This window comes from Peribacillus frigoritolerans (genome assembly GCF_040250305.1).
Classification (GTDB): domain Bacteria; phylum Bacillota; class Bacilli; order Bacillales; family DSM-1321; genus Peribacillus.
In genome coordinates, this window is record NZ_CP158190.1 from 1,352,722 (window position 1) to 1,371,892 (window position 19,171).

General features: G+C 41.1%; 20 protein-coding genes and 1 pseudogene. 12 read left to right on the plus strand and 9 right to left on the minus strand.

What is annotated here, in order from left to right:
- Nucleotides 1–112: 112 nt before the first annotated feature.
- From ABOA58_RS06675 to ABOA58_RS06685, 3 genes are all read left to right on the plus strand, one after another.
- The gene (locus ABOA58_RS06675) at nucleotides 113–1,648 is read left to right on the plus strand and encodes an alpha-amylase family glycosyl hydrolase (RefSeq protein WP_350301714.1); all 1,536 of its coding nucleotides are present in this window, start codon (nucleotides 113–115) and stop codon (nucleotides 1,646–1,648) included.
- Nucleotides 1,649–1,727: 79 nt separating this feature from the next.
- On the plus strand, nucleotides 1,728–3,377 hold the full coding sequence (locus tag ABOA58_RS06680; protein ID WP_350301715.1) for a glycoside hydrolase family 13 protein: 1,650 nt from the start codon (nucleotides 1,728–1,730) through the stop codon (nucleotides 3,375–3,377).
- A 333-nt stretch (nucleotides 3,378–3,710) separates the two neighbouring features.
- Entirely contained in the window at nucleotides 3,711–4,760 is a 1,050-nt protein-coding gene (locus tag ABOA58_RS06685; protein ID WP_350301716.1) for a LacI family DNA-binding transcriptional regulator, read from the plus strand.
- Between the two features lie 36 nt (nucleotides 4,761–4,796).
- Here the strand turns inward: ABOA58_RS06685 and ABOA58_RS06690 are convergent, their stop codons facing one another.
- The 5 genes from ABOA58_RS06690 to ABOA58_RS06710 all read right to left on the minus strand — a co-directional run bounded on the left by ABOA58_RS06690 (nucleotide 4,797) and on the right by ABOA58_RS06710 (nucleotide 8,472).
- Nucleotides 4,797–5,576 (minus strand): MBL fold metallo-hydrolase, encoded by a 780-nt coding sequence (locus ABOA58_RS06690; RefSeq protein ID WP_413020269.1) that lies wholly within the window; start codon nucleotides 5,574–5,576, stop codon nucleotides 4,797–4,799.
- Between the two features lie 119 nt (nucleotides 5,577–5,695).
- The gene (locus ABOA58_RS06695; RefSeq protein ID WP_048686877.1) at nucleotides 5,696–6,571 is read right to left on the minus strand and encodes an SDR family oxidoreductase; all 876 of its coding nucleotides are present in this window, start codon (nucleotides 6,569–6,571) and stop codon (nucleotides 5,696–5,698) included.
- 239 nt (nucleotides 6,572–6,810) lie between these two features.
- A complete protein-coding gene (locus tag ABOA58_RS06700) occupies nucleotides 6,811–7,302 on the minus strand; it encodes a YajQ family cyclic di-GMP-binding protein (protein ID WP_350301718.1) in 492 nt (163 codons plus the stop codon).
- A 103-nt stretch (nucleotides 7,303–7,405) separates the two neighbouring features.
- Nucleotides 7,406–7,537 (minus strand): DUF3941 domain-containing protein, encoded by a 132-nt coding sequence (locus ABOA58_RS06705; protein ID WP_082196697.1) that lies wholly within the window; start codon nucleotides 7,535–7,537, stop codon nucleotides 7,406–7,408.
- Nucleotides 7,538–7,605: 68 nt separating this feature from the next.
- Entirely contained in the window at nucleotides 7,606–8,472 is an 867-nt protein-coding gene (locus ABOA58_RS06710) for a DegV family protein (protein ID WP_350301719.1), read from the minus strand.
- A gap of 156 nt (nucleotides 8,473–8,628) precedes the next feature.
- On the opposite strand from ABOA58_RS06710, the gene ABOA58_RS06715 reads away from it, so the two are divergent.
- A complete protein-coding gene (locus ABOA58_RS06715) occupies nucleotides 8,629–9,471 on the plus strand; it encodes a YitT family protein (RefSeq protein WP_137017165.1) in 843 nt (280 codons plus the stop codon).
- A 136-nt stretch (nucleotides 9,472–9,607) separates the two neighbouring features.
- Nucleotides 9,608–9,856: pseudogene (locus tag ABOA58_RS06720) on the plus strand (KGG domain-containing protein); the annotation flags it as partial.
- A gap of 47 nt (nucleotides 9,857–9,903) precedes the next feature.
- Here the strand turns inward: ABOA58_RS06720 and ABOA58_RS06725 are convergent.
- From ABOA58_RS06725 to ABOA58_RS06735, 3 genes are all read right to left on the minus strand, one after another.
- Nucleotides 9,904–10,095 carry a DUF3813 domain-containing protein gene (locus tag ABOA58_RS06725; RefSeq protein WP_137017169.1) on the minus strand — a complete coding sequence of 64 codons (192 nt, stop codon included), beginning with the start codon at nucleotides 10,093–10,095 and terminating at the stop codon, nucleotides 9,904–9,906.
- Nucleotides 10,095–10,247, minus strand: coding sequence for a hypothetical protein (locus tag ABOA58_RS06730; protein ID WP_164468789.1), 153 nt, complete (start codon nucleotides 10,245–10,247; stop codon nucleotides 10,095–10,097). The genes ABOA58_RS06725 and ABOA58_RS06730 overlap by 1 nt, the downstream gene beginning before the upstream one ends.
- A gap of 103 nt (nucleotides 10,248–10,350) precedes the next feature.
- Nucleotides 10,351–11,166 carry a Cof-type HAD-IIB family hydrolase gene (locus ABOA58_RS06735; RefSeq protein WP_241590635.1) on the minus strand — a complete coding sequence of 272 codons (816 nt, stop codon included), beginning with the start codon at nucleotides 11,164–11,166 and terminating at the stop codon, nucleotides 10,351–10,353.
- 241 nt (nucleotides 11,167–11,407) lie between these two features.
- On the opposite strand from ABOA58_RS06735, the gene ABOA58_RS06740 reads away from it, so the two are divergent.
- The 3 genes from ABOA58_RS06740 (at nucleotide 11,408) to moaA (ending at nucleotide 13,720) form a co-directional block, all read left to right on the plus strand.
- Nucleotides 11,408–12,196, plus strand: a complete 789-nt coding sequence (locus ABOA58_RS06740) for a prolyl oligopeptidase family serine peptidase (RefSeq protein WP_350301720.1) — start codon at nucleotides 11,408–11,410, stop codon at nucleotides 12,194–12,196.
- A gap of 95 nt (nucleotides 12,197–12,291) precedes the next feature.
- Nucleotides 12,292–12,600, plus strand: coding sequence for a metal-sulfur cluster assembly factor (locus tag ABOA58_RS06745; protein ID WP_133348747.1), 309 nt, complete (start codon nucleotides 12,292–12,294; stop codon nucleotides 12,598–12,600).
- Nucleotides 12,601–12,706: 106 nt separating this feature from the next.
- Nucleotides 12,707–13,720, plus strand: coding sequence for a GTP 3',8-cyclase MoaA (gene moaA, locus ABOA58_RS06750; protein ID WP_350301721.1), 1,014 nt, complete (start codon nucleotides 12,707–12,709; stop codon nucleotides 13,718–13,720).
- 238 nt (nucleotides 13,721–13,958) lie between these two features.
- Here moaA and ABOA58_RS06755 read toward each other — a convergent pair whose 3' ends face one another.
- Nucleotides 13,959–14,648, minus strand: coding sequence for a Crp/Fnr family transcriptional regulator (locus ABOA58_RS06755; protein WP_350301722.1), 690 nt, complete (start codon nucleotides 14,646–14,648; stop codon nucleotides 13,959–13,961).
- A 233-nt stretch (nucleotides 14,649–14,881) separates the two neighbouring features.
- Here ABOA58_RS06755 and argC point away from each other — a divergent pair, with 233 nt between their 5' ends.
- From argC to ABOA58_RS06775, 4 genes are read left to right on the plus strand one after another with little or no spacing between them, the layout of a single operon-like run.
- Nucleotides 14,882–15,919: an N-acetyl-gamma-glutamyl-phosphate reductase gene (argC, locus tag ABOA58_RS06760; RefSeq protein ID WP_350301723.1), complete on the plus strand. Its 1,038-nt coding sequence runs from the start codon at nucleotides 14,882–14,884 to the stop codon at nucleotides 15,917–15,919.
- 16 nt (nucleotides 15,920–15,935) lie between these two features.
- A complete protein-coding gene (argJ, locus tag ABOA58_RS06765) occupies nucleotides 15,936–17,168 on the plus strand; it encodes a bifunctional ornithine acetyltransferase/N-acetylglutamate synthase (RefSeq protein WP_350301724.1) in 1,233 nt (410 codons plus the stop codon).
- A gap of 12 nt (nucleotides 17,169–17,180) precedes the next feature.
- Entirely contained in the window at nucleotides 17,181–17,954 is a 774-nt protein-coding gene (gene argB, locus ABOA58_RS06770; protein ID WP_350301725.1) for an acetylglutamate kinase, read from the plus strand.
- Nucleotides 17,951–19,102, plus strand: coding sequence for an acetylornithine transaminase (locus ABOA58_RS06775; RefSeq protein WP_350301726.1), 1,152 nt, complete (start codon nucleotides 17,951–17,953; stop codon nucleotides 19,100–19,102). Before argB ends, ABOA58_RS06775 begins: the two co-directional genes overlap by 4 nt.
- The last annotated feature ends 69 nt before the right edge of the window (nucleotides 19,103–19,171 follow it).

The window sequence follows — 19,171 nt, forward strand, 5'->3', positions numbered from 1 at the left end:
GTATCCCCAATTTGTCCCTTTAGTGTAAAGTTTTTTATAAATTGGATTTGACGTTAAGGGGTCAAAAGGCTAATCTTAAAGGCGTAAAGAGATAGCTAGGAGGAGAGCGGATATGAGAAAAAGAGTGTTATCACTCGCTTTAATTCCGTTGCTTCTTTTTTACGCCATTCCAGTAGGAGCAGCTGAAAAAGAACAACGAACTTGGAAGGATGAAATCGTATATTCATTATTGGTCGACAGATTTTTCGATGGAAATACTCAAAATAATGGAGATGCGAACGTGAATGACCCTTCCGCGTTTAATGGCGGGGATTTCGAAGGTGTTACGAAGAAACTTAATTATTTAAAAGATATGGGTTATACCGCTATCATCCTTTCACCGATTTTCGCAAATGATGAAAATGGCTATCATGGCGATTGGGTGGCCGATTTTTATAAAACGGATAAACACTATGGGACAATGAAAGAGTTTAAAAAACTCGTGTATGAGGCACATAAACGCGATATGAAAGTGATCATTGATTTTCAAGCAAATAATGTGGGTCCTGACTCCACTTGGCTGACCGATCCCCAAAAACAAGGTTGGTTCCATGAAGAAAAAAAGATTTCCAAGGACGGCAGCCAAACGGATTTGGAAACAGGCTGGGTCGATGGTCTTCCCGATTTGAATCAAGATAATGAGGAAACAAGAAAATATTTACTGGATGCTGCCAAATGGTGGATAACGGAAACCGATATTGATGGATACCGTATAAATAAAGTCCAATACGTAGCGAAGGATTTTTGGAAGGAATTTGTGGATGCAGTTAAATCTGAAAAATCAAATTTCTATACAATCGGCGATGTACAAGGTGATGCCGAATTGATTTCAAGCTACAAGGAGACGGGTATCGATGCTTTTATGGCTTATCCGCAAAATTCAGAGCTACGGGAAGCATTTGCTGCCCCCGATAAAGAATTGAAACCTGTTTTTGATGCGTTTGCGAAAAGCGAAGATGAATTAGGGGGCAATGCCCATCAGGCTTTGTTCATGGATACGGAGGGAATGCCCCGGTTTACAAAGGATGCAGCCGACCATAACGAAAATCCAGGTTCCAGATGGAGAATGGCGCTGTCGTATCTATATACGATGCCAGGGGTGCCAATCGTATTTTATGGATCGGAAATTGCCTTAAACGGCGATATTGCCCCGGATAATCATAAGTTGATGAATTTTAAGACAGAACAGGAATTGGTGGAATATATAACAAAGCTTTCTGACCTCAGAGACATGTACCCAGCATTGAAAAAAGGGGATATGGAGCTTTTATATGAAAAAGGAGGAGCTTCGGTATTCAAGCGTGTATATGGTGAAGAAACGATTGTCGTCGCCATGAACAATACGACTGAAACTCAAACGATAAACCTTACTGATAAGGAACTTGAAAGCAATAAAGAGTTGAGAGGTATGCTGAATGGGGATCTGGTCCGCAGTAAGGACAACAGTTACTCTATCGTAATCGACAGGGAGACGACAGAAGTCTACACGCTGTCACCTAAGTCGATTATTAATATTCCTTACCTGTTAGTTATAGGATTGGTTCTTCTTATTTTTGGTATATTCATTGCTTTGGTTATTAAGCGTTCAAAACGGAACCAACCAAAATAATCATATGCCTCTCGATTGTCGGTAGCCGCCAAACATTGTCCCTAAGGCTTTGTGGAAAACAGGATCGGGAGGTTACAGCATGAATAAGACCTGGTGGAAAGAAGCGGTTTGCTATCAAATATACCCGCGCAGTTTCATGGATAGTAATGGTGATGGAATCGGGGATATAAAAGGATTGATATCTAAGCTTGACTACCTGCAGGATTTGGGGATAGATGTTATTTGGATTTGTCCATTTTATAAATCGCCCAATGCGGATAATGGCTATGATATTAGTGATTATCAAGCAGTTTCCGATGAATTCGGTTCAATCGAAGATATTGATCTGTTATTGAAAGATGTTCACGGACGTGGGATGAAGGTGATACTCGATCTTGTTTTGAATCATACAAGTGATGAGCACCCCTGGTTCGTCGAGTCACGTTCTTCCCGCGATAATCCGAAACGGGATTGGTATATATGGAGGGATGGGCAGGACGGCCGTGAGCCCAATAATTGGGAAAGCATCTTTTCCGGAAGTGCCTGGAAATTCGATGAAAGGACCAATCAATACTATTTACATTTATTTGCCGAAAAGCAGCCAGACTTAAACTGGAAAAATACTGATGTGCGAAAGGCATTATATGAAATGGTCAATTGGTGGCTCGATAAGGGAATCGATGGCTTCCGGATTGATGCGATCACGCATATTCATAAGCGTGAAGGCCTTCCGGATATGCCCAATCCTTATTGGCATCAATATGTACCTGCGTTTGAAATGCATACTAATCAGGACGGGATTCTGGATTACCTTCAGGAGTTGAAAGAAGAGACTTTCTCTAAGTATGATATCATGACGGTCGGTGAGGCCAATGGCGTCAGGATTGAGCAGGCGGAAGAATGGGTCGGGGAATCGAATGGGAAGTTCAATATGATCTTTCAGTTTGAACATCTTGGGCTTTGGAATAGGGGACAGAATCACGATGTTGATGTTCAAGGGTTAAAGCGAACGATGACCAAATGGCAAAAGGGGCTGAAAAACAAAGGATGGAATGCTTTGTTTTTTGAAAATCATGACCAGCCGAGAAGTGTATCCACCTGGGGAAATGATCATCAATATTGGTTGGAAAGCGCAAAAATGATTGGGGCCCTATACTTTTTCATGCAAGGGACACCTTTTATTTATCAAGGTCAGGAAATTGGCATGACGAATGTCCAATTTGATTCGATTGATGATTATGATGATGTCGGAATGAAAAACTTTTACCGGATAGAGACCTCGAAAGGTCGTCCTCATGATGAAATCATGAACATTATATGGCATAGCGGCCGTGATAATTCACGAACACCGATGCAATGGAACGATATTGAAAATGGCGGATTCACCCATGGAACACCTTGGATGAGGGCTAATCCAAATTATCGCGCCATTAATGTAGAACAGCAGAAAAATGACCCGTCATCCATTTATCATTTTTATAAAAAGATGATTGAACTTCGAAAAAAACATCAGGTCCTCGTTTATGGGGAATATGAATTGTTATGGGAAGATCACCCTGAACTTTATATTTATACAAGAAATATGAATGATAATTCAGTCATGGTAGTTTGTAACTTTAGTATGAATCACCATCAAATCGACCTTTCTTATTGGGGAAAAATGGAACTTTTACTAGCTAATTATGATGATTGCCCTGAGGTGTCCCTTATTGATTTACGTCCATATGAAACGAGGATTTATCGTTATTGATTGCTATGGACTTGATTGGAAATTAGCTTAAAACCTATGTAGTTAGTCGTCTGACTTCTTATTTTCCAATACACCTGTCGTTTTTTAGGAAGCTGATCATACATCAGCTTCTTTTTGAATTTTAAAACATAGATGAAAAAAAACGGAAAAGTAAGTATTTTCTGAAAAATTGAACAAACATTAAAAAAAGTATGGATATAACTATTGAACTGAGTGTATTATGAATACATACAAAATGTATAAATATAAAACAAATATTAAAGAAGTGTTTATTGGTATTCACCTTTTTTAAAAATGAAGTCAATAAAGGCTAAGAGGGGAGAGGGGAAATGCATGGCCATCACAATAAAAGATGTGGCACAGCTAGCGAATGTTGCTCCTTCAACAGTTTCTCGAGTGATTGCAAACAATCCTCGGATAAGTGAAAAAACAAAGGTACGGGTACGTAAGGCGATGACTAAATTAGGATACCATCCAAACTTCATTGCACGTAGTCTTGCCAATCAATCGACCAGGATCATAGGTTTGGTAATGCCAAGTTCGTCAAATGATTATTATCAAAATCCCTTTTTTCCGACGATCCTCCAGGGTCTAAGTGAGGGAGCCCAGGAAAACCACTATTCCCTGTTGCTAAGCACGGGAAAAACCGAAGATGAAATCTACGAAGGAGTAGTGAATATGGTGCAGGGGGGGATGGTGGATGGAATAATCCTGATGTATTCAAGGATGAACGATCACATTCTGACCTATTTGAGAGAAAGGGCTTTTCCATTTGTAATCATTGGGAAGCCCTATGATTACATCGAGGAGATAACATATGTTGATAATGATAATGTCTTGGCAGCCGAACAGGCAACGGATTACCTCATACAGCTAGGACATGAAAGGATTGGATTCATCGGAGGTGATGTAACCCTTGTGATGACCCTTGATCGCTTATCAGGATATGAACGGGCATTGGAGAGGGCTGGAATCGATCGAAGGAGGGAATATACCCTGCATGAAGATTTTTTGCATGAAGGGGGACAAGCCGCTGCAAAAAGGTTACTATCCATCGATGAACCGCCTACCGCTTTGGTGGTCAGTGATGATCTCATGGCACTTGGCATCGTGCATTCACTTCGCGAGATGGGCGTGCGCACTCCTGAAGAAATGTCAATCGTCAGCTTCAATAACGTTCTTTTCTCTGAACTGTCATTACCGGCCCTGACTTCCGTAGATATTAATATTTTTGATTTGGGATATCAGGCCGCTAAGGGCATCATTGACATGCTGCAGACTGGGGATGCTCCTGCCGGGACCATCATTCCACATCATTTCGTGGAAAGGCATTCCTGCAGATCGAGATCGATCAAGCAAGGTGCAATGGCCATGACTTATTGACGAAAAGGGCATTGCAAGAGCAATGCCTTTTTTTTGCTAGAAATGAACGCTGAAACTTTTGAATGCATGTACACCCGTTCCGTGCCTGACTAATTTATTTTCTTTAAGATATTGAATGGCTGCAAGGACTTCTTCAAGGATCTTTGGTTCGAGGCCGAGTTGGTTGTGTCCGCCATAGATTTTGGAGACTGCCTTGATCTTTGCGATTTTTTCTAACGAATTCACAAGGTCTTCAGGGCTTGTCGAGGGATAAAATGCATAAACGGGAGTATCTGAATAAAGCAGGTCGCCAGTGAATAAATAACCTGTTTCATTATCCAAAATTGAAATGTGGCCAGGTGAATGCCCTGGTGTATGATAAATGCCTAAACTGCGGTTGCCCAGATCAATCGTGTCACCATCCGATAAGAGCCTATCAGGGTAACCCTGATATGGCTTGTATGTAAAAGGGTCGAATGATTCGGGTATGGGTATAGTGATATCCCGTGCAATGTTCTTTCTTATTTGTTCCAAGGACAAACCTTCAATGCCGTTGATCAGCCAATTGGCATCATCACCATGAACATAAATGGTATCATAATCACCGTGACCGCCAATATGATCCGCATGAACGTGTGTGGTCAGGACGATAATCGGAAGATCGGTAAGCTGGTCTGTAATCCGCTTAATCGAATCGATGCCTAAACCTGTGTCGATTAACGCCGCCCGGGTCTCCCCAAGTAATAAAAAGGAATGAACTTTCTCCCAATGACCATATTCACTGATTGAAAACGTTTTTGAGTCCAATTCCTGAACGGTGAACCATGGATCTACAATATTTTTCAAAAATGACTCCACTCCTCTCATTCATATATTCCGCGTTAACCGGAAATATCCTGCTTGAAAGAGTAAAAGCAGCGGATTTGTGAAATCCACTGCTTTTGGAAAGGGAAGGCTTATCCGTTTACAACGGTCCCGCCGTTTACATGGATGACTTGTCCGCTGACATAGGATGAATCATCACTTGCCAAATATACATAGGCTGGTGCCAATTCCTCTGGCTGCCCTGCACGGCCCATTGGAGTATCCTGTCCGAATTTGGCAACATCCTCTTCACCGAATGAGGCAGGAATCAGCGGTGTCCAGATCGGGCCTGGAGCCACACCGTTCACTCTGATGCCATCTTTTGAAATGGAGTTCGACAGGGCTCTTGTAAATGCAAGTATTGCACCTTTTGTTGAAGAGTAATCGATTAGTTTTGGGTTGCCCTGATAGGCTGTGATAGAGGTTGTATTAATGATGCTGCTTCCTTTTTTAAGGTGCTTCAATGCAGCTTTAGTTAAGTGGAACATCGAAAAAATATTCGTGCGGAACGTTTTTTCCAATTGTTCAGCTGAAATGTCCAGGATACTTGTCTGCACATGCTGTTCTCCGGCGTTGTTGACTAGAATGTCTAAACCGCCAAATTCATCAACCGTTTTTTTGACGACTTCCTGGCAGAAGGCTTCATCACCGATATCACCGGAAATGAGTAAACATTTCTGGCCTTCTTTTTCAATCAATTCTTTTGTCGCTTTGGCATCCTCATGTTCATCCAAGTATGCAACTGTCACATTCGCTCCTTCTTTAGCGTAGTAAATGGCAACTGATTTACCGATTCCGCTGTCTCCTCCTGTTATGATTGCCGTTTTACCTTTTAATTTGCCGCTTCCTTTGTAGGCAGCTTTAACTGAATCAGGGTTCGGTTCCATTTTTGTTTCCAATCCAGGTTGATGCTGCTGATGTTGAGGTGGAAATCCTTGTTTGTTCTGATTTTGGTTTTGAGTAGTCAAGATATAAACGCCTCCCATTTAATTATCTACGCTTTTTCTATTCCTTCTTTTAGGAAAAAGAAAACATGGAAAAAATGCCCAAAGTAAGTCTTGTTTAATGTTTTAACTCCAAGGGAACATGACTAGTCTTTCCATGTTCCATGAAGGCGATTCATTTGAAGAAAAGGGGGGATGAAGTTGATGGAGGCAGTTGCAATAAATAAAAAAAGACCCACCCAAAGCAGGTGAGGCCTTCATACTTAGCGGTAATTTAGGAATTGTACATCAATGGACAGATCAGCGCCCCGGATCGCGGAGATGATTCCTTGTAAATCATCCCGGTTCTTACCGGTAACCCGGATTTGATCATCCTGGATTTGGCTTTTCACTTTAAGACCGCTATTTTTAATGATTGTATTGATTTTTTTTGCTTGCTCCTTATCGATGCCTTGAATTAACTTGGCCCGTTGGCGAACGGTTCCGCCAGAAGCTCCTTCTAATTTGCCATAATCCAGGTTCTTGACGGGTACGTCACGTTTAATGAGCTTACTGATGAGAACATCCTTCAGCTGTTCGAGCTTATATTCATCGTCGGATACTAGAACTAGTTCTTCTTTTTCAATGGTGATGCTGCTTATGCTCCCTTTAAAATCATAGCGAGTCTGTATTTCCTTCATAGCCATGGTAACTGCATTCGTTACCTCTGAAAAGTCTACTTTCGAAACAATATCAAATGAATTTTCCTTTGCCATCACTTACCTCCAGCAGGGTTTATTTCCTTTATTATAGAGAAAGTGTGATAGGAAGACAACTATATAAACGATATTAAAAAAGCGAGGGGACAAGCCCCGCGCTTCATTTATGGTCCGTTTTCTTCGAATAGGAGTGCTTACCTGCAGTAAGGTTTTCCTGATAAGCGATATTTTTTTCAGCATTTCTCGCTTGGTTATCTTTTGGCCTTTTATTGTCATCGGTTGTTTTGGACATAGTGAAAACTCCCTTCCATTATCTGATCAATATATATTGTTCACAATTATGGAAGGGAGTATGTATGTTTATGATTTCTCAGGGGTATCGTTTAAGAAGAAGAGGGCAATTGTGCCAGGACCGGCATGTGCACCGATGACGGAACCAATTGTATGGATCATGAAGTCGGTTGTCCCGAATTCATTTTGGATGGCTTCCTTCCATTCCAGGGCCGTTGCTTCATCATCACCATGACTGATGGCAATCGTTTGGGTTGTTAAGTTTTTGCCTCTATCGTGCATTAATTCGATTACACGTTTAATCAATTTCTTTTTGCCGCGTATCTTTTCAAGCGGAACAAGCTTTCCATCTTCAACATGCAATAACGGTTTAATGTTTAATAAACCGCCAACAAGGGCAGATGTCTTGGAGATGCGGCCGCCACGGGCCAGGTATTCTAGGTTATCTACAGTGAATAGATGCTCCATATGACGCGTTTGGAATTCGATGGCAGCCAGGATTTCTTCTTTAGTGGCACCGTTTGCTGCCAGATCGGCTGCTTTCTTTACAATTAAACCGACGCCCATCGAAGCACATTTCGTATTGACGATTTCAATGTCAAGGTCAGGGTACTCTTCCTTCACCTGATTAAGGATCATCACTGCCGTTTGATATGTTCCTGATAACTCAGAGGAAAAGGCAATATATATCCCTTGTTTTTTCTCCTTGGCAAACTGTGTGAAAAGTTCTATAAAGTATTCTGGGGAAGCTTGCGATGTTTTCGGGGCTTTTCCTTCCAGCATCGCCTGATAGACTTCGTGAGAATTAATAGTAAGTAAATCTTCATAATTTTCCCCGTCAAGATGGACTTGTAAAGGGATTAATGAAACATTGTTTTCCTTATAGAAAGACAACGGCAAATCACATGCACTATCTGCAAGAATTGTGATAGCCATAATACACCTGCTTTCTTTTTACAATTTTTAGAAAATGAGTGGTCACTCTACTTTTTAGTGTAGCACGTAACGGTAAAAATTCAATCTCTACGTAAATAGAATAAATAATTAAGGGTAAAAAGATAATAGAATAAGGGTGAAATGGAGGTTTTTAGGATGTACAGTGGTGAAATGAAGAAAATTATCATAGTTGTGGTCGGAGCATTGCTTAATGCCATCGCAATGAACTTTTTTCTAATACCGGCAAACGTATATGCAAGCGGCTTTACGGGAGTGGCCCAGCTTCTATCGAGGATGATTGGTTCTTTTGCTCCTTTTAATGTATCGACAGGTATTCTATTGCTTTTATTGAACATTCCAGTAACGATCATTGCTTGGCGAAAGGTTGGAAAGTCTTTCACTTTTTATAGTTTCCTCAGTGTTGCCTTGATGTCCTTCTTTATGGAAATCATTCCGATTACACGCTGGTCACCTGACATATTATTGAATGCGGTATTTGGCGGGGTCATTGCTGCAGTAGGTGTGGGGATCACATTGAAATACGGTGCATCGACTGGAGGAATGGATATTATCGCCATGCTTCTTTCACGGAAGAAAGATAAACCTGTAGGTACTTATTTATTTCTGCTGAATGGCGTGATCATTGTAACGGCAGGTGCTGTTTATGGACCGGAAAAAGCTTTGTATACACTTGTTACCCTTTATACATCGACCCGTGTCGTGGACGCGATACATACGCGTCATGAAAAGCTTACGGCCATGATCATTACAAAGAAAAGCGAAGAACTTAAACAGGCAATCCATGCTAAGTTAGTTCGCGGAATTACAAGGGTTCCCGCAAAAGGGGCGTTCACCAACGAAACTAAGGAAATGTTGTTGATTGTCATTACAAGGTATGAACTGTATGACCTTGAACGGATCATCAAGGAAGTGGATCCACACGCTTTCACAAACATCATAGAAACGTCAGGCATTGTTGGAACTTTCCGCAGGGAATGATATTAACAAAAAATCAAGGCCATTACACTTCTATTACAAAAGGAAGTATTTGGGCGTTTTAAGTTTATTGCCTGTACAAAACGGCTTATTCTTATAATGTAGCGCCAATTTAAAATCTTATGAAGGAGTGATGAAAATGGCTAACGACGAAAAAATGAGCAGACAGGAAGCGGGCCGTAAAGGCGGGGAAGCCACTTCTAAAAATCACGACAAGGATTTTTACCGGGAAATTGGGCAAAAGGGCGGAGAAGCCACATCGGATAATCATGATAAGGAATTCTATCAAGAAATTGGACAAAAGGGCGGAGAAGCCACTGCTGATTCCCATGGTAAAGACTTTTATAAAGAAATCGGTGAAAAAGGCGGTAAGGCACGAAATAACAATTGATGAAAACAAAGCGAAAGCCTCCAGGAAATCTGGAGGCTTTCACTTTATTTAGAGTGGTTTTCCAGCTCTTCCTGGAGTTCCCGCAGTTGTTCTTTTTCGGCCTCGGTCGTATTGGCAAAGGCTGATGAAAGAGCGTTTTTAGCGATTTCCTCTGTCTTTTGCTGGTCACCGTCATGCTCAGAGTGGAGAGCTTCTTCAACAAATTCCCTAGCCTTCTGGAATAATTTGTTTCCCATTAGAAGCCACCATAGCTTTGTTCAGACATAATTCTTAACCTGTCCTTTTCAGCCTCTTCAAACGTAGTGTGATAAGGGATTTTTTCGGCATGCCTGGCAACACTTTCTTTGCCCTGCTGTACAAATCGTTTAGATTTACTGCTTTTACCCATTCTTATCTCCTCCGATTCTGAGCGTTGTTGACAACGGAATTGATATGTTGTCCATATTAGTTTGGCTTGAAAGGTCGATATTATGAAGGTAAAAAATGACGTATTAGGCTTTTATATTGAATTTTTCTTCGAGGAAGACGGCTATACCATCTTCTTCATTTGTCAATGTAGTCGTATTTGCTACCGTTTTTACTGGTGAGATCGCATTTCCCATGGCCACCCCGGTTCCCGCGTATTCGAGCATTTCCAAATCATTATCTTCATCACCGAAAGCGATTATCCTGTTTTGAGGAATTTCCAGATAGTTGGATACACGTTTTAGCCCTACGGCTTTACTTAACCCGCTTTTTATTATTTCGATGATATGAAAAGGCTCTGCCCAGCGGCGATGATCGACCAATTCTGCATGAACATCGGATAGATGCTGGCGAATCTGTCCTACGAATTCACTATCTGTGTGAATTAGCATCGAAGTTGGGGAATCCTGAAGGTAATTGCGCAAGTCACCTGTCTTCATGATCGGATTTCCTACATTGAACATGTTCATCAATTTTTCATCATGATAATGGACATAAACTTCATCCCGGACTTCTGCGATGATGTTGTGATATTTAAACTGATCACACGCTTCGACAATATCTTTCGCAACATTTATATCCAGTGGAGAGTGGTATACCCCCCAATTTGTATGTAATGGGTGATGGACGAAAGCGCCATTGAAATTAACGATTGGTGTAGTCAACCCCAATTCCCGGTAATAAAGTTCACTTGAGCGAAAGGGACGCCCGGTGGCGATCATAATTTCGTGTCCATCTTCTTTTAGTTTCAGGAGTGTTTTCTTAGTCCTTGAAGAAATTGTTTTGTTATCTGTAAGTAAGGTACCATCAAGATCCAATACGATCAAATGTTTCTCAGCCATGTACACACCTTCTGTTCTTTTTGATTTCATTATATGCGAATATTGTTAAGCCTATTTTAAAGTAAATGTAAATCTTTTTCATTCTTTATGCATTCCTGTATGATATTACTATATCCAGGATTATGATAATTAAAGCGAAGCTCAGGTTTAAAGGAATGAAATGATGGATGCCATGCCATTTTGATAATGGTATTGGAAATGGTATTGGAAAGACCGGAACAAATTATTCGGAGGGGTTAACTTGATAATAATTGAAAAAGAACTAATTGGACATATTCCTGTATTGCACCTAGGTGAAGAAACCACTTTCAAACAGGAATTGCCGCTTATTATTTTTATACATGGTTTTCAAAGTGCAAAAGAACACAATCTGCACTATGCTTATTTATTGGCTGAAAAGGGGTTTCGTGTGCTTCTACCTGATGTGATTCATCATGGGGAAAGGGAAGCCGGTTTAAGTGATTCTCAAATGATTCCCCGTTTTTGGGAAATGGTTTTACAGACAATCCAGGATTTACCTTTGCTGAAGGATGATTTATTATCCCGAAAATTAATTGATCCCGACAGAATTGGCGTAGCAGGTACCTCCATGGGGGGAATAGTGACTAATGGGGCCCTGGCTGCTTATGAATGGATTTCCGCCGGAGTCAGTTTAATGGGTAACCCATCATATGTCGCGTATGCAGAGCTCCAAATGGCGGAGATTAAGAAAAGGGAAGTTAATTTCCCAGCTACTGATGAGGAAGTTGCCAAGGTGATTGAACAGCTCAAGCCATTTGATTTGAGTCTTAATCAGGATAAGCTTTCCAACCGTCCGCTTCTTTTTTGGCATGGTGCCAAAGATCCGGTTGTTCCTTATCAACATGCATACCGTTTTTATGAAGGGGTCAAAGCAGGGTATGATGAGGCAGATGAAAAAATTGATTTTATCCTTGACCCTAAGGCTGGACATAAGGTCAGTAGAGAAGGAGTGCTTAAGACAGCAGACTGGTTCGCGAAACATTTACTGTCAGCTGTGCAAAATGCTTAAGTACTTACACAAAATCTGTTATGATGCTTATACGGACATAATGATGAAACCGATAATCTAAAACGAAGAGATTATCCATAAAAGGAGTGATCGAAGTGGATCAAGATACAAAAGACATTATTTTTGGAGCTTTGGAGCAGGTCATTGACCCTGAGCTTGGTATAGATATCGTTAATTTAGGCTTGGTATATGATGTGGATATGGATGAGGAAGGTCTGACTACGGTGACGATGACATTGACAGCAATGGGCTGTCCGATGGCTGGGACGATCGTCGATCAAGTTAAATTGGTTCTGGAAGATATCCCCGAGGTCAAGGAAACGGATGTGAAGATTGTCTGGAGTCCGCCATGGACGAAAGACAAAATGTCCAGATATGCTAAAATTGCATTAGGTATCAAATAATAACTCTGTAATAGAAATGAAAAGCCAGTCAAAAAAAGTGAATCCATTCAAGGAGTCACTTTTTATGGTCTGGTTTTTTCTAATACTTTCGGCTAGGAGTGGTTAATTGAACAGTCAAATTAAAGATTCATTGGACAGGCCACTAAGGGATTTAAGGATTTCAGTCATAGATCGCTGTAACTTTCGCTGCCAGTATTGCATGCCTGCTGAAATTTTTCATGAGAATTTTCAGTTCCTGCCTAAAAGTGAGCTATTATCTTATGAGGAAATTGTAAGGCTTTCTAAAATATTCGCAGGCTTAGGGGTAAAAAAACTAAGGTTGACTGGCGGGGAACCATTACTACGGAGAGATCTTACCACTCTGATTTCAAATCTCGTTAAAATTGAAGGTATTGAAGATATTGGATTGACCACGAATGGTGTCTTCTTGAAAAAGCATGCCATGAATTTGAGGGAAGCCGGTTTGCAGAGGGTGAATATCAGCTTGGACAGCCTCGATGACGAACTTTTCAAGAAGATGAACGGCAGGGATATCGGCATAAAGCCCGTTATTGAAGGCATCGCTGCTGCCAAGGAAGCAGGGCTTGGCGTTAAAGTGAATATGGTTGTGAAAAAAGAAACCAATGAATCCCAAATCCTGCCGATGGCCCGATTTTGTAAAGATGAGGGCATTCAATTACGCTATATAGAATTCATGGATGTCGGACATACAAATGGCTGGCAGTTGAAGAATGTCATTACGAAAAAAGAACTGCTTGCGATGCTCCAAACCGAATTCGATCTTGAACCGGTTGAAGAAGATTATTTTGGAGAGGTGGCAAAACGCTTCCGTTATAAGGGCACTAATGCAGAAGTGGGCTTCATAACCTCGGTATCCGAGTCTTTTTGTTCAAGTTGTACACGTGCACGTCTTTCTGCTAATGGAAGTTTATATACATGCCTGTTTAATGGAAAGGGACATGACTTGAAGTCATTGCTCCGTTCCGACATGACAGATGAAGAATTGACCGGGTTCATCATATCACTTTGGAACCGTAGGGACGACCGCTATTCGGATGAGCGGGCAGCGGGAACGGTGAAGAAGCAGGAAAAAATCGAAATGTCATTCATTGGCGGGTAATCCGTCCGAATGAGTGAAAATTAAGGGATGGCAGCTATGCCATCCCTTTTTTGTTTGTCAGGAACTGATGTCAGTCATGGACGAATTCGATTTTTATACTTTTTTTATGCATTTTTATATAGGACACAAGGTAATGAAAATAATTCAATGGTCCTAGGGGTGGATTTAGCCTGAAATAAACTCCAATCATTTTAAGATCAGGAAGGCATTATGTATTGCTGCTTTTTATGGAAGGGATTCAATCGATGGTACAGATTTCTATTGGACAGTTTTCACAGTCGATTTCCTGTTTCAAATAATCAAAGTCAAGAATCGTAATGCGTCCCTTTTTAATGGAGATGACATTGTTTTTCCTTAATTGAGCAAGCATTCGATTGACCACCTCGCGGGATGTGCCGCAAAAATTGGCGAGTTCTTGGTTTGTAAATGGAAGATTGATAACTTTACCGTCTTCTGCTTCAGTGCCATAGCTATTTGATAAACGGATGAGGGTGGAGTAAAATGCACCTTTCTTACCGTGCAGGAGCATATCGCGGAATTTAGCCTGATTTTTACGGTTTTGAGCGGATAACCATGTCATCATCTCGACTGCAAGATGGCTATCTGAGGCGATTTTTTCTTCTAATGCTTCTTTGGAAATAACTGCAACAGTTCCATCTTCCATCATTTTTGCATTCATCATATATTTAGGATTTTGAGAAAACAAGACGGTTTCCCCAACCAAATCATTCTCTGAACTAATGCGTATAGTTAATTCCCGACCGTCGGGAACAACCTTGCTCACTTCCACTTTCCCTTTAATAATGTAATACAAATCACTTGCTGGGGTGCTCTCCTGAAAAAGGTAGCGTCCTTTTTCCATATGTTTAACTTGTTGTTTATTATGTAAAATTGCATGCATCCGATTAGATAACGATAATTCATTCATGCATATGACCACCTTTCAGATAGCGTCATTACTCGATTACTACCTTTGATTTAAGCGGAAAAAACCCTAGTAGTCAACAAGTTTGGATAATTCTAGGATTTTTGGTGGATAATTTTTCATGTAAAATTTATGTTTTAAATTTTATAAAAATACATTTGATTTTATTTTTATTCAGTCATATAATAATAGAATCAAAGAATGGCAGGGACCTGAAAATTATAGGAGATGGTTTTATGAACGTATCAATAGTAGGTGCAACGGGTTATGGAGGAATGGAACTAATAAGATTTTTGAATAATCATCCGCAATTTAAAATAAAATCATTGCATACTTCATCCCAATTTGGTCGAAGTTTATATGAAGATAATGCACATTTAATGCATATGAAAGATACATTAGAAAAAATTGATCCGGAAGCGATTGCAAAAAAATCCGATATTGTATTTCTTGCAACTCCTTCCGGTGTTTCCTCGCAATTGATTTCGGAATTTTCTGACCTTGACATTAAAGTGATCGACCTATCAGGAGACCTCAGGCTTCAAACTCCAGGTGAATACGAGCACTGGTATAAAAAGCCGGCTGCGCCTCAGCATATTATTGAAGAGGCCGTATACGGATTGGCTGAATGGAATGCCGAAGCAATAAAAAAAGCGACGATTATTGCAAATCCTGGGTGCTACCCAACCGCTTCACTATTAGGTCTTGCCCCTTTATTCACTGAAGGGTTGGCGGGAGCGGCTGCCGATGTGACCATTGATGCAAAATCCGGGGTTTCAGGGGCGGGTAAATCACTTTCGGCAGTTACCCATTATAGTGAAATGAATGAGAACTTTAAGATATATAAGGTAAATCAACATCAACACATACCGGAAATCGAACAACAGCTTGGGAGATGGTCATCAGGTTTACAGCCTATTACCTTTAATACACATCTTGTTCCAATGACAAGAGGGATTATGGCCACGATGTATTTAAAGGTAAATCGGGAAACCTCAAATGTTGAATTAAAGGATTTATACGAAACCGTATACGAGAACCACCCATTTGTCCGGGTACAGCCCCTTGACCGCTTTCCATCCACGAAACAGGTATATGGATCGAACTTTTGCGACATTGGCATCGATTACGATGAAAGGACAGGTAAGGTAACGGTGGTTTCGGTTATTGATAATTTAGTGAAGGGTGCTGCAGGGCAGGCCATTCAAAATGCAAATATATTAATGGGACTAGAAGAAACGGCAGGACTATGGAACAGTCCGATATATCCGTAAACTTTGGAGGGAAACAATGAATACACTACAGCAGGTTGAAGAAATCAAACATATTCAAGAAGGAAACATTTTAATGCCCCAAGGGTTCAAAGCGTCAGGTGTCCATGCAGGATTACGCTATTCTAAAAAGGACGTTGGCATCATCTTCACCGATGTTCCAGCATCAGCCGCGGCCGTTTATACACAAAATATAGTTCAAGCAGCTCCAATCAATGTAACGAAAGACAGCATTGCCGTTACTGGGAAACTACACGGCATTGTAGTGAATAGTGCTTGTGCGAATGCTTGTACAGGTGAACAGGGTTTAAAAGATGCAAAGGAAATGAGGAAGCTTGCTGCTCAAAAGTTCGGTTTGGAGGACCATTCATTTGCAGTGGCTTCAACGGGAGTCATAGGGGAATTCATGGAAATGGAAAAGGTAAGGAAGGGCATAGAGTCATTGCAGCCAGAAAATACACCTGAAGCTGCTGAAGCTTTTGGTACAGCCATTTTAACAACGGATATCGTAACGAAGAGCTGTGGTTATGAAACAATCATTGACGGTAAAACCGTGAAAATGGGCGGTGCTGCAAAGGGATCGGGAATGATTCATCCAAACATGGCCACAATGCTCGGCTTCATTACGACGGATGCTGTAATTGAACCGGCTGATTTACAGCAAGCACTATCCTCGATTACAAATGATACATTCAATCAAATCACGGTTGACGGCGACTGTTCAACGAACGACATGGTGTTGGTACTCGCGAATGGAGAAGCGAACAATGAGCCTTTGACGCCTGACCATCCGGAATGGTTCATCTTCCTGGAATTATTAAAGCAAACTTCGGAAAATCTCGCCAAACAAATTGCGAAAGACGGAGAAGGTGCCACAAAACTGATAGAAGTGAATGTTCATGGCATGAATACGAAGCAAGATTCACAGATGATGGCGAAGACGATCGTTGGGTCAAATCTAGTGAAAACGGCAGCTTTTGGAGCGGATGCAAACTGGGGACGAATCATTGCTGCGATGGGAAGAAGCGGAGTGGTATTCAATCCGGATCAAACAACGATCGTTTTTGGTGACATTGTCGTACTTAAAGATGGTGAGCCAATCATGTTTTCTGAGGAAGATGCCAAAGCATACTTGGAAAATGAAAGTATCATCATTCATGTTTATTTGAAAGATGGTAATGAATCAGGCACGGCATGGGGCTGCGATTTAACCTATGATTATGTGAAAATAAACGGAAGCTATCGTTCGTAAGAGGTGAAAAGTATGGACATATTAGTCATTAAGTGCGGCGGCAGCATCATTAACGAGTTATCGGAGTCGTTTTTCAATAGTGTTAAAGAGTTACAAAACCGCGGCTACCATATCGTCTTTGTGCATGGAGGCGGCCCTGATATAAATTCAATGCTTGAAAAATTTGAAATTGAACCTGTATTTGAAGATGGGTTAAGGAAAACGACCACTGAAGTGTTGGAAATTGTGGAACTTATGCTGGCAGGCAAATCAAACCGCAGCCTCGTTCATAAATTGGAAGCTCATGGCATCAAGGCAGTCGGTTTAAATGGCTCTGATGGCGGAATTCTCACAGGTGATTATATCGATGAACAGAAACTTGGAGCTGTTGGTGAAATACAACAAGTCAATACGGAATTATTCGGCCTTTTATTTGAAAAAGGTTATTGTCCGGTATTGACGCCCATTTCAACTACCGAAGAAGGCACTAAATTAAATGTGAATGCCGATATGGCTGCAGGATCTGTAGCGAAGGCACTATCGGCCGATATGTGTTTATTTGTGACCGATGTTAAAGGGGTCTTGAAGAACGGGCAGATCATTGAGAAATTGAATGAAACGGAAACGAAGAATATGATCATGGATGGAAGTATCCATGGGGGAATGATCCCGAAGGTCAATACAGCGTTGTCGGTGCTGAATAAAGGGATTGAAGAAGTGATGATCGTTAGTGGGAAAGATCATTTTTATCAAGGCGGTCAATTCATCGGTACGAAATTTCTTCAGGAGGAAGGGGTATTACAATGAGTTCTTTATTTCCAACATATGCAAGATGGAACATTGAGCCGAGAAAAGCGTCAGGATTGAAGATTACGAGTGTAACAGGTAAAGAGTATTTGGATTTCACATCCGGAATCGGGGTACTGAATCTTGGACATTGTCATGAGAAGGTAAAAATGGCCGTCACGGAACAGCTTGATAAATATTGGCATGTATCGAATATGTTTCAAAGTTCCATACAGGAACGGACAGCAAAAATGCTGGCTGATGCCTCTGGTTTAAGTCAGGTGTTCTTTGCCAACAGTGGCGCCGAGGCGAATGAGGCAGCTATCAAACTAGCACGTAAAGCTACCGGGAAAAGCAAAATTGTCACATGTCAGCAGTCTTTCCATGGCCGTACGTTTGCAACGATGGCTGCAACCGGGCAGGAAAAAATCAAGACTGGTTTCGGACCGATGCTAGCTTCGTTCGAATATGTTCCATTTAATGATAATGATGCCATGACAGCAGCCATCGATGAAAATACGGCAGCTGTAATGATTGAAATCGTTCAAGGAGAAGGCGGCATCCATGTTGTACAGCAATCATATCTGGACGCGATTCAAACTAAATGCCAAGAACACGATGTTCTCATTATCATAGATGAAATTCAGACTGGGATAGGGCGTACAGGGAAACCATTCGCATTCCAGCATTTCAATATTCAACCGGACATCATCACTTCTGCAAAAGGACTGGGAAATGGCCTGCCAATCGGGGCGATGATTGGGAAGGAAGCGCTGGCTGAGTTCTTTAACCCTGGCAGTCATGGATCCACTTTTGGAGGTAATCCCGTCAGTGTCTCGGCAGCCGAAGCCGTGTTAAAGGAAATTTTCCATTCAGGGTTTTTAAAAGAAACCGTTAAAAAGGCTGAATATCTTAAAAGCGAGTTGGCAAAAGCATTGAAGGGCATGGAAGAAGTGAAAGAGATTCGCGGTCTGGGAATGATGGTCGGAATTGAGTGTAAACAAGATGTTCAGGTGTTTTTAATGGAACTGCAAGAAGAGGGCTTACTTGTATTGAGTGCAGGTCCTAAAGTACTTCGTTTACTCCCATCCCTGACAGTTACCGAAGCGGAGATCGATAGGGCGATAAATAAAATTAAAAAAGTATTGGCAATAAAACAAACTGTCTAAATTTATTGAATTTTTATAGAACAAAATGAATAATTATGCTATTGTATATATAAATATACATCATCTAAA

Coding starts and splice junctions, on each gene's coding strand:
- ABOA58_RS06710 (WP_350301719.1), bottom strand. CDS start 8,472: ATGGCTATCACAATTCTTGCAGATAGTGCATGTGATTTGCCGTTGTCT.
- ABOA58_RS06680 (WP_350301715.1), top strand. CDS start 1,728: ATGAATAAGACCTGGTGGAAAGAAGCGGTTTGCTATCAAATATACCCG.
- argB (WP_350301725.1), top strand. CDS start 17,181: ATGGACATATTAGTCATTAAGTGCGGCGGCAGCATCATTAACGAGTTA.
- argJ (WP_350301724.1), top strand. CDS start 15,936: ATGAATACACTACAGCAGGTTGAAGAAATCAAACATATTCAAGAAGGA.
- ABOA58_RS06700 (WP_350301718.1), bottom strand. CDS start 7,302: ATGGCAAAGGAAAATTCATTTGATATTGTTTCGAAAGTAGACTTTTCA.
- argC (WP_350301723.1), top strand. CDS start 14,882: ATGAACGTATCAATAGTAGGTGCAACGGGTTATGGAGGAATGGAACTA.
- ABOA58_RS06675 (WP_350301714.1), top strand. CDS start 113: ATGAGAAAAAGAGTGTTATCACTCGCTTTAATTCCGTTGCTTCTTTTT.
- ABOA58_RS06705 (WP_082196697.1), bottom strand. CDS start 7,537: ATGTCCAAAACAACCGATGACAATAAAAGGCCAAAAGATAACCAAGCG.
- ABOA58_RS06685 (WP_350301716.1), top strand. CDS start 3,711: ATGGCCATCACAATAAAAGATGTGGCACAGCTAGCGAATGTTGCTCCT.
- ABOA58_RS06730 (WP_164468789.1), bottom strand. CDS start 10,247: ATGGGTAAAAGCAGTAAATCTAAACGATTTGTACAGCAGGGCAAAGAA.
- ABOA58_RS06755 (WP_350301722.1), bottom strand. CDS start 14,648: ATGAATGAATTATCGTTATCTAATCGGATGCATGCAATTTTACATAAT.
- ABOA58_RS06725 (WP_137017169.1), bottom strand. CDS start 10,095: ATGGGAAACAAATTATTCCAGAAGGCTAGGGAATTTGTTGAAGAAGCT.
- ABOA58_RS06775 (WP_350301726.1), top strand. CDS start 17,951: ATGAGTTCTTTATTTCCAACATATGCAAGATGGAACATTGAGCCGAGA.
- ABOA58_RS06735 (WP_241590635.1), bottom strand. CDS start 11,166: ATGGCTGAGAAACATTTGATCGTATTGGATCTTGATGGTACCTTACTT.
- ABOA58_RS06715 (WP_137017165.1), top strand. CDS start 8,629: ATGTACAGTGGTGAAATGAAGAAAATTATCATAGTTGTGGTCGGAGCA.